Source organism: Lysobacter antibioticus (assembly GCF_000731095.1).
GTDB classification, from domain to species: Bacteria; Pseudomonadota; Gammaproteobacteria; order Xanthomonadales; family Xanthomonadaceae; genus Lysobacter; species Lysobacter antibioticus_B.
Genome location: NZ_JMTZ01000123.1, coordinates 1 through 6,702, shown reverse-complemented (window position 1 = coordinate 6,702; position 6,702 = coordinate 1). Strand labels below are relative to the sequence as shown.

The window sequence follows — 6,702 nt, the reverse complement described above, 5'->3', positions numbered from 1 at the left end:
GCAGATCAAAATCTCGGCAACGGCAACGGCAACGGCAACGGCAACGGCAACGGCAATCGGCGTGCGCCGCCGATCACTTCCCGGCCGGCGGCTCCAACCGCAACAACTTGCCCTCGTTCTCGTCGGTCAACACATACACCTTCCCATCCGCCGACACCCGCACGTCGCGGATGCGCCAGTCGAGCTCCTTGAGCAGACGTTCTTCCTTGACGATCTTGTCGCCGTCCAGGCTCAGACGGATCAGGCTACCGTCGGCCAGGGCGCCCAGGAACAGGCTGTCGTTCCACGGCGAGCCGGCATGGCCGGTGTAGAAGGCCATGCCCGACAGGGCCGGGGATTTTTCCCAGACGTGGTAGGGCGATTCCAGGCCGGGTTTCTCTTTACCTTCGGCTTCGGAAATCTTCAGCCCGCTGTAGTCGATGCCGTGGGTGATCAGCGGCCAGCCGTAATTCTTGCCGGGCTGCGGCAGGTTGATCTCGTCGCCGCCGCGCGGGCCGTGCTCGGCTTCCCAGACGGTGCCGGTGCGCGGGTCGACAGCCAACGACTGCATATTGCGGTGGCCGTAGCTCCAGATCTCCGGGCGCGCGTCCTGGCGGCCGACGAAGGGGTTGTCCTCGGGCACGCTGCCGTCGAGGTTCAGGCGCACCAATTTGCCTTGCAGCTTGTCGAGCTCCTGCGAGGCCATGCGCTGTTGGCGCTCGCCCTGGGTGATGAAGATATGTCCCTGCTTGTCGAAGGCCAGGCGCGAGCCGAAGTGATTCGGGCCGACCAGCTTGGGCTGCTGTTGGTAGATCACCTTGACGTCGGCCAAGGCCGCGTCGCCGAGCGTCGCCGAGGCCACCGCGGTGCCGGCGCTGCCGTTGTCGCCGGGCTCGGCATAGCTGAGGTAGATGCGCTGGCTGCTGGCGAAGTCGGGCGACAGCACGACATCGAGCAGGCCGCCCTGGCCTTCGGCCCAGACCGCCGGCACGCCCGCGATCGGCGCCGAGATCGCACCGTCGGCGGCGATCCGGCGCAGACGGCCGGGGCGTTCGGTGACCAGGAAGCCGCCGTCGGGCAACAGCGCGACGGCCCAGGGGTGTTCGAGCCCGGAGGCGATCTCGGTGACGCGCAGCTCGCCGAGTTCGCTCTTGACCTGGTGGGTGGCTTGTTGTGCCGGCGCCGCCTTGGCGGTCGCCGCTTCGGCCTCCTGGTTGCGCTGGCAGGCCGCCAGGCTCAGCAGCAGGGCGAGGGAAAGGACGCTGCGATGAAAAATCGGGATCATGTGCGCTCCTGGATCGTGAGGTCGCGAGCGAAGTGCGCTCGGCAACGGCGCAGTCACCATAGCCGCCGCTCCGCACTGGGACAACGAGGCGCCGGTACAGTTCCGCCCGGCGGGTATCCGCTGCCGGCTCAGCGATAGCCGGCGGCTTGCAGCTCGAACAGCTCGGCGTAGCGTCCGCCCTGGGCGAGCAGTTCTACATGGGTGCCGCTGGCTTCCAGGCGGCCCTCGGCCAGCACCAGGATACGGTCGGCCATGCGTACGCTCGAGAAACGGTGCGAGATCAGCACCGCGGTCTTTTCCGCCGACAGTTCCTTGAAGCGCTGGAACACCTCGAACTCCGAGCGCGCATCCAGGGCCGCGGTCGGTTCGTCGAGGATCATCACCTGCGCATCGCGCATGTAGGCGCGCGCGATCGCGATCTTCTGCCATTGCCCGCCGGACAGGTCGACGCCGGTCTTGAAGCGGCGGCCGATCAACTGGTCGTAGCCGCGCGGCAGGTTCTCGATGACTTCGTCGGCCATGCCGCGCCGCGCCGCTTCGCGGATGCGCGCAGCGTCGCCCATCGCATCGATCTGGCCGACGCTGATGTTCTCGCCGGCAGTCAGGTGATAACGGACGAAGTCCTGGAAGATCACTCCGGTGTTGGCGCGCAGATCGTCGAGGTCGTAATCGCGCAGGTCGCGGCCGTCGAGCAGGATGCGGCCTTCGTCGGGGTCGTACAGGCGTGCCAACAATTTCACCAAGGTGGTCTTGCCGGCGCCGTTCTCGCCGACCAAGGCCAACACTTCGCCGGCGCGCAGTTCGAAGTCGAGCCCGCGCAGCGCCCACTGCTCGGCGTCGGGATAACGAAAGCCGACGTTCTCGAACACGAAGCCCTGGCGGATCGGCTTCGGGATCGCGAGCGGGTCGGCCGGCGAGACGATCTCCGGCTTGATCTCGAAGAACGAGAACAGGTCTTCCAGGTACAAGGCTTGTCCGGCGACTTGCGAGAAGCCGATCAGCAATCCTTCGAGCAACTGGCGCAGGCGCAGGAAGCTGCCGGCGAGGAAGGTCAGGTCGCCGATGCTGAAATCGCCGCGCACCGTGCGCCAGGCGATGTAGCCGTAGGCGATGTAGTAACCCAGGGTGCCGAGCCCGGCCAGCACCGTGCCCCACAGCGCGCGGCGGCGGGCGAGGGCGCGGTTGGCCTTGAAGAACTTGCCGGCCAGCTCGCGGTACTTCGCGATCAGGAAGCGATGAAGATTGAAGATCTTCACTTCCTTGGCGGTTTCGACACTGGCGCCCATCTGGCGCACGTACTCGAGCTGGCGCCGCTCCGGCGTCCAGGCGAAGTTGAGCGAGTAACCCAGGGCGTTGAAGTGCGCCTCGCCGATGAAGGCCGGAATCAGGGCCACCGCGAGCAGCAGGATCAGCCACGGCGCATAGACCAGCAAGCCGATGGCGAAACTCACCACCGTGATGGTGTCCTGGACCTGGCCGAACAACTGGCTCATCAGGTTCATGCGGCCCATGGTCTGGCGGCGCGCGCGATCGAGCTTGTCCTGCAGGTCGGGGTCTTCGAAGTCTTCGAGGTCGAGGGTGGCCGCGTGCTCCATCAGGCGCACGCTGGTGGCGTTGGTGAACAGTTCCGACAGCAGCGCATCGCCGTAGGCGACGATGCGCCCGAGCAGGTCGGAGCCGATCGCCAGGCCGAATTCGAGTGCGAGCAAACTCAGCAAGGTATTCAACTGGCCGCCGGCCCAGGCCGAGGACAGCGAATCGAAGCCCGGATCGGCGGCGACCAGGCGCACCGCCTCGTCGATGATCAGCTTGCCGACGTACAGGGTGAGCACCGGCAACAGAGCGCGGATCAGGCGCAGGCCCAGGGTGATCAGGGTCAGCGCCGGGCTGGTCGCCCAGATCTGCTTGAGGAAGGGGCGCAGATTGCGCAAGGCGTCGAAACGTTCGCGCAGACTGGGCTTGCCGCCGTCGGCCTGCGCCTGGCGGGGCGACGGGCTCGCATCACTGGATGTGCTCATGCCGCGATTGTGCCCAAGAACGGGGCCGCCGGTATGTGGCGTGGTCGGCGATCGAGGCCGCGGCGCCCGGATCGCTTCGTGCAGGGCTGAGGCGGGGGCGGTCGCGACGCGATCGCTGCGACGAGCGCGCGGCTCAGGCCGCGGCCATCGCTTCCACTTCCAGTTTCCAGCGCGGGTCGAGCAGGCGGCAGCAGACCACGGTCGAGGACGGGCGGTGTCCGTCGAGGTATTTGAGGCGCAACTGCACGTTGGCCTCGTCGTCGGCGGGGTCGGCCAGGTAGGTGCGCAACGAAATCAGGTGGCGATAATCCATGCCCGCCGCGCGCAGCAGCACGCCCATGTGGCGCCATATCAGCTCGCCTTGCTCCTCGAAGGACTCGGGCAGGGTGACGCCATCGGCGAGATAGCCGTTGAGCCCGCTGATGACCAGCAGGCGCGCGTCGCCGCGGATTTCGGTGGCGTGGCTGTAGCCGCGATAGGGCGGAAACAGTTCGGGCGGGTTGTGGCTGATGACGGGCATGGGCACTCCGGGCAGGCGCCGCCGGGCGGCTGCGGCTCAGTCGGGTTTGAATACGGGGCGGAAGAAGCTGCGCTCGTAGCTGACGATGAAGCGCTTTTCCTGCGCATAGGCGAAGGCGGCCTGGCAATCGGGATCCTCGAAGGAGCGCGTGCGGTAATCCTCGTACGCAGCCAGGCTGGGGAACGAGAACATCGCCAGGGCGACGTTGTTGGTGCCTTCGGAGGGCATGAAGTAACCGTGGTGCTGGCCGCCGAATTTTTCGACCAGGGGAATCCAGAGCTTGCCGTAGTGCTCGAACTCGGCGAGTTGGTAAGGGTCGATGACGTAGCGCAGATAGCAGGTAATCACGGGCAAGGGCTCCAGGGGCGAACGCAGACGCTCAATGTAGCCTGAGGCTGCGTGGGTTTCAGCGACGGCGTGGCGGAGCCGCGAAGCAGGTCGCACTGCCTCGCTCGGAGCGCTCGCTCAGAGTGTCTGCGCCAACCTGAAGATCGGCAGATACATCGCGATGACCGCCAGCGCGCCGGCGCCGATGCCGACGATGCCGCCGAACAACAACGCGACCAGATCGCGGCGCCGCTTCGGCCACAGCATCCACAGCGCCAATACCAGCGCCGGCAGCGGGCACAGTAGCCAGGGATAGTCGATCAAGGTCTGGGTGAGCAGCGGCAGATCCATGCTGAAGACTGCGAACACCGACTCGAACCGCGGCACCAGCAGCAAGGGGCTGACGCCGCCGAGCCCGGAAAGCGCCAGGCCGATGATCAGCAGGGCCGGGTTGAAGTGGGCCGGCGCTTGCGGTGCCGGCGGGGGTTGCGAGGGCGAATGGGGCACGAGGGACCAGGGAGGCGGCCAGAACAGCCGCCAGCTTAGTCGCACAAGGCGGGCAGGATGGACGTCGGCCTTGTGGTGTCACTGCGGCCAGGATGGACGCCGGCTTTGCCGCGTCCTCGGCGCCCGGCCCGTCCGCGCAAGGGCCCTGGCCGGGCCGGAAGGGTAGAATGGCGGTCCCCACCGCCAGCCTACGCCCGCCGTGACCGCCTCCCAGTCCCATGCCGTTTCCGCCGTGAGCGGACCTGTCGTCATCCGCCAGGACGACCTGATCCAGTCCGTCGCCGATGCGCTCCAGTACATCAGCTACTACCACCCGGTCGACTACATCAAGAACCTCGCCGCCGCCTACGAGCGCGAGGAAAGCACCGCGGCCAAGGACGCGATCGCGCAGATCCTGATCAATTCGCGCATGTGCGCCGAAGGCCACCGGCCGATCTGCCAGGACACCGGCATCGTCACGGTGTTCCTCGAGATCGGCATGGACGTGCGCTGGGACGGTGCGACCATGGGCGTGGAGGACATGGTCAACGAAGGCGTGCGCCGCGCCTACAACCACCCCGACAACAAGCTGCGCGCGAGCGTGCTCGCCGACCCGGCCGGCAAGCGCAGCAACACCCGCGACAACACGCCGGCGGTGGTCAACGTCAAGGTCGTGCCGGGCAACACCGTCGAGGTGATCGTCGCGGCGAAGGGCGGCGGTTCCGAGGCCAAGTCCAAGTTCGCCATGCTCAACCCGTCCGACTCGATCGTCGACTGGGTGCTCAAGACCGTGCCGACCATGGGCGCGGGCTGGTGCCCGCCGGGCATGCTCGGCATCGGCATCGGCGGCACCGCCGAGAAGGCGATGCTGTTGGCCAAGGAAGCGCTGATGGAGCCGATCGACATCACCGATCTGCAGGCGCGCGGCGCCAGCAACCGTGCCGAAGAGCTGCGCCTGGAGCTGTACGAGAAGGTCAACGCGCTCGGCATCGGCGCCCAGGGCCTCGGCGGCCTGACCACGGTGCTCGACATCAAGGTCAAGGATTACCCGACCCACGCCGCCAACCTGCCGGTGGCGATGATCCCGAACTGCGCGGCCACCCGCCACGCCCATTTCACCCTCGACGGCAGCGGCCCGGTCGCGCTCGACCCGCCGTCGCTGGAGGACTGGCCGAAGTTGACCTACGACTCGTCCAAGGGCCGCCGTGTCGACCTCGACACGGTCACCGCCGACGAGGTCGCCAGTTGGAAGCCCGGCGAAGTGCTGCTGCTCAACGGCAAGCTGCTGACCGGCCGCGACGCCGCGCACAAGCGCATGGTCGACATGCTCAACAAGGGCGAGGCGCTGCCGGTCGATTTCAAGGGCCGCTTCATCTATTACGTCGGCCCGGTCGACCCGGTGCGCGACGAGGTCGTCGGCCCGGCCGGCCCGACCACGGCCACGCGCATGGACAAGTTCACCGAACAGGTGCTGGCGCAGACCGGCCTGCTCGGCATGGTCGGCAAGGCCGAGCGCGGCCCGGTCGCGATCGAGTCGATCAAGAAGCACCGCTCGGTGTATCTGATGGCGGTCGGCGGCGCGGCCTATCTGGTGTCGAAAGCGATCAAGGCCTCGCGCGTGGTCGGTTTCGCCGACCTGGGCATGGAAGCGATCTACGAGTTCACCGTGCAGGACATGCCGGTGACGGTCGCGGTCGATTCGGCCGGCGAGTCGGTGCACAAGACCGGGCCGAAGGAATGGCAGGCGCGGATCGGCAAGATTCCGGTGGTGGTGGAGTAAGCCTGGGGTTTCGTTTGACTCGTTACCGTCGTATCCATGCAGCGCCCGGCCAGTGCCGGGCGTTGTCGTATGCGGCTTCTCGCATGCATCCCCTGTAGCAGCGGCGTGAGCCGCGACCGCGGGACGCGCAGAGTCCGCAACGCCTCCGTCATTGATCGGAGGCGTGAGCTGTCGCGAGGGTAGGAGCGGCGCGAGCCGCGACCGCGCTGTTTCGGTCTCGCGGCGTATCGCTCAAGCAGGATCAGGATCAGGATCAAACGCTAAAAGCTTCCGCCACTAAAGCGGCGGGTTACTTTCTTTTGTCATA

The 6,702-nt window shown here is 67.0% G+C and carries 6 protein-coding genes; 1 reads left to right on the top strand and 5 read right to left on the bottom strand.

Features of this window, described 5'->3' with window-relative positions; translation table 11 throughout:
* Positions 1-73 precede the first annotated feature (73 nt).
* The 5 genes from EX88_RS0122140 to EX88_RS0122120 all read right to left on the bottom strand — a co-directional run bounded on the left by EX88_RS0122140 (position 74) and on the right by EX88_RS0122120 (position 4,636).
* Positions 74-1,264, bottom strand: a complete 1,191-nt coding sequence (locus tag EX88_RS0122140; protein ID WP_031374159.1) for a PQQ-dependent sugar dehydrogenase — start codon at positions 1,262-1,264, stop codon at positions 74-76.
* Between the two features lie 128 nt (positions 1,265-1,392).
* Positions 1,393-3,282: an ABC transporter ATP-binding protein gene (locus tag EX88_RS0122135; RefSeq protein ID WP_031374158.1), complete on the bottom strand. Its 1,890-nt coding sequence runs from the start codon at positions 3,280-3,282 to the stop codon at positions 1,393-1,395.
* 133 nt (positions 3,283-3,415) lie between these two features.
* On the bottom strand, positions 3,416-3,802 hold the full coding sequence (locus tag EX88_RS0122130; protein WP_031374157.1) for a RidA family protein: 387 nt from the start codon (positions 3,800-3,802) through the stop codon (positions 3,416-3,418).
* A gap of 36 nt (positions 3,803-3,838) precedes the next feature.
* Positions 3,839-4,150, bottom strand: a complete 312-nt coding sequence (locus EX88_RS0122125) for an NIPSNAP family protein (protein WP_031374156.1) — start codon at positions 4,148-4,150, stop codon at positions 3,839-3,841.
* Between the two features lie 117 nt (positions 4,151-4,267).
* Entirely contained in the window at positions 4,268-4,636 is a 369-nt protein-coding gene (locus EX88_RS0122120; RefSeq protein ID WP_031374155.1) for a hypothetical protein, read from the bottom strand.
* Positions 4,637-4,868: 232 nt separating this feature from the next.
* Here EX88_RS0122120 and EX88_RS0122115 point away from each other — a divergent pair, with 232 nt between their 5' ends.
* Positions 4,869-6,395 carry a fumarate hydratase gene (locus EX88_RS0122115; RefSeq protein WP_031374154.1) on the top strand — a complete coding sequence of 509 codons (1,527 nt, stop codon included), beginning with the start codon at positions 4,869-4,871 and terminating at the stop codon, positions 6,393-6,395.
* The last annotated feature ends 307 nt before the right edge of the window (positions 6,396-6,702 follow it).

Bases quoted from the DNA above. Each gene is read 5' to 3' on its own strand.
- EX88_RS0122140 (WP_031374159.1), bottom strand. From the start codon at position 1,264: ATGATCCCGATTTTTCATCGCAGCGTCCTTTCCCTCGCCCTGCTGCTG.
- EX88_RS0122135 (WP_031374158.1), bottom strand. From the start codon at position 3,282: ATGAGCACATCCAGTGATGCGAGCCCGTCGCCCCGCCAGGCGCAGGCC.
- EX88_RS0122130 (WP_031374157.1), bottom strand. From the start codon at position 3,802: ATGCCCGTCATCAGCCACAACCCGCCCGAACTGTTTCCGCCCTATCGC.